Annotated in this window: 3 protein-coding genes; all 3 read right to left on the bottom strand. The window is 55.9% G+C overall.

Going from position 1 to position 2313, the window contains the following annotated elements; translation table 11 throughout:
- Positions 1-397 (bottom strand): hypothetical protein (locus KHC19_RS07850; protein WP_213351818.1); only part of this gene is annotated, 397 nt, incomplete at its 3' end.
- Positions 394-798, bottom strand: a complete 405-nt coding sequence (locus KHC19_RS07845) for a hypothetical protein (protein ID WP_213351817.1) — start codon at positions 796-798, stop codon at positions 394-396. The genes KHC19_RS07845 and KHC19_RS07850, both read right to left, overlap by 4 nt.
- 198 nt (positions 799-996) lie before the next feature.
- Positions 997-1902: a glycosyltransferase gene (locus tag KHC19_RS07840; RefSeq protein ID WP_213351816.1), complete on the bottom strand. Its 906-nt coding sequence runs from the start codon at positions 1900-1902 to the stop codon at positions 997-999.
- Between the last annotated feature and the right edge of the window lie 411 nt (positions 1903-2313).

The following is a 2313-nucleotide window of genomic DNA, read 5'->3' as shown; positions in this document are numbered from 1 at the left end:
CGCCTTCGTGTTGCCGTTGAGGGTCACGTCGGTCTGCCAGTTGGCGTAGCCCAGCAGAAAGTCCCTGGTTCACGGCCCGGCCGAGAGTGACGTAGATCGACTGGTTGGGGCTGGCGGTGAAGCCGCTCGATTCGACCGTCACAGAGGTGACGGGAATATCCGCCGCGTAGGCATCCGTGCCGTCGCGACAGAAGATCCCCTTTGACGTCTCAATGCCGGTGGCGGTCACCGGGCCGGTGCCGTCGTCCAGCACCAGCTGGCGCGCGGAATCCATGGAGAAGTTGATGCGGCACTGAGTGGCCGAGAGCCACGCGAGACTGTCCGCCACCACCGGGATGAATTTGGCGCCGAGCAGACCACGGTTCACCGCATCGGCGTCGGCCAGGCCGAGGGTCATGTAGCCCTCGTTGACAGGGTGAGCCATCCTACGCGGCCAGCGTTCCCTCCTCCCGGAGACGCACTTTGGTGATGCTGTGCATCCGGTGGCCGATCGAGAATGAAAGGCCGGCCGTCAGTCAGCATCTGGCCGAAGGTGGAAATATTGAGGGAGGTGGCGCGCAGGGCCGCCGCCTCCGTGAGGCTTGCCGACGGGGGAACGGCGGCGCCGGTGTGTTCCGGCCCGTAGGCGTCGAACACTTTGACGAGGATTTCCTCGCCGGTCCGCAAGCGCGTCAGCATCGCCCGGTACGCAAGAGCCTGGGCGCGGTTCCAGAAGCCGACATCATCCTGCACCCGCTGCTCGCGGCCGTCCGCAACCCGACCACCGGAAGAGACAAGCCCCTTCAGAGCGTCGCCCACTCGGGACCTCTCCGATAGTTTCGAGAAGCTCTGGCCCAAAGGAGGAGCAAGACTGGCTCGCCATTCGCGGACACTCCACAGCTTGCTGCCAGCCATCGACGTCAACGCATTAGCGCGAACTCGTTCGCACCACATCTGCCGCACAAGTCCCCATATGCGGCAGACCGCCTCTTGCGGGATGCAACGGTGATCTATCCACTAAAGAAAGGTGAAATGCTGCCGAACAATACCAATATCGATCTTATCAAGCGCCCCAGAAGTATTCTGCGCTTGCGTATCTGATAATGAATGCATCGTCCTTATATAGGCGATACTTCTAGAATCCAGGATTGTCGGAGCCATCAAATCAATCTTGGTATGCTTTCCAAGAGAGTAGACATGCGGAAGAGTCAAATCTTCCGGAGATTTCTTCTTCCCAATAAGCGTAAGGCCCATGGCTACCTTTGGATAGTGCATCTCACGGAATTCGACGAATTCGCGACGATCAACATCGAAGTTAGCCATAACACCGCGCCCAAGGGAGATAACCCTACCCACGTTCTGCTCTGTAGCGTAATCACTTATACGCGCAACAAAGTCACGCGCTAACGCGTCATCATCATCGAGCCTTACATGTGCATAAATCGCCGAGCCGTCTGTCTTTTCCTGAATAAATTCAGAAATATGAGACGAATGAGGGATTCCCTTCGCATTCTCAGGAACTTCTTTTACACGCGCCCAAGGAATATCCTTCAGTAGATCTACAATTTCGGCCTTCCTTTTCTTCGGCAACGCTTCGGAAGTAACCACATACAACCTAAAAAAGTCAGGGTCGAGCTCGGGATCCTGGCTCAGAAGAGACGGAAGCGTCAATTTAGAAAACAAATGATAATGAAGGGACAACCTCTCGTCATCAAAGAGAGCCGAGCGATAAGACTCATCACTTTGGCCGCGCGAAATAATCCACTGCGTATTATCTTTCAAGAGGACACTATAACGAATAGATACAACGACTAGAGGACGAGATGCTTTATTCTTCCTATTCTTTTCGTCAGGCTTTTTTATCATAGTGACCACCAAGCTTCGAATGTCTCGACCATAGCGATGAGGTGACAAGTTGTCCACCTAGAACGGCGCCTGCCCGCCTATCAGGAAAACGGTCGCGATACGATGGTCATGCCGACAATATGGTCCCCACAGTGAAAGGAAAAACACCTCCACACCTCCCCAGGAATCCAAGGACACAATCCGAGGCGGCCCTGGCGATTGCTTGCCACATCTAAACCGACAGTCGAGGCATTCTGCAAAGCGGCAACCCGAGCCATCAACATGGCCGCAACCTATGGTGACGGCTCTTCAGTTGGAGGGATCGCGAGGACAGCGAACCACGCCCATCGTGGACCGACGGGGCAAGCAATGGCATCCACGGCCGCATTCGGACCGATGCGTCATGACCGGATAGATCCGCACGTTAGGTGTTTAGTCCCAGCCTGTCATGGCTTGGCTGACGGACGAACAGCTTCGGCTTTTCGGAGC

Source organism: Ancylobacter oerskovii (assembly GCF_018390555.1).
In the GTDB taxonomy this organism is placed as follows: domain Bacteria; phylum Pseudomonadota; class Alphaproteobacteria; order Rhizobiales; family Xanthobacteraceae; genus Ancylobacter; species Ancylobacter oerskovii.
The sequence above is the reverse complement of the archived record's forward strand: the minus strand, read 5'-3'. Positions and strand labels throughout refer to the sequence as shown.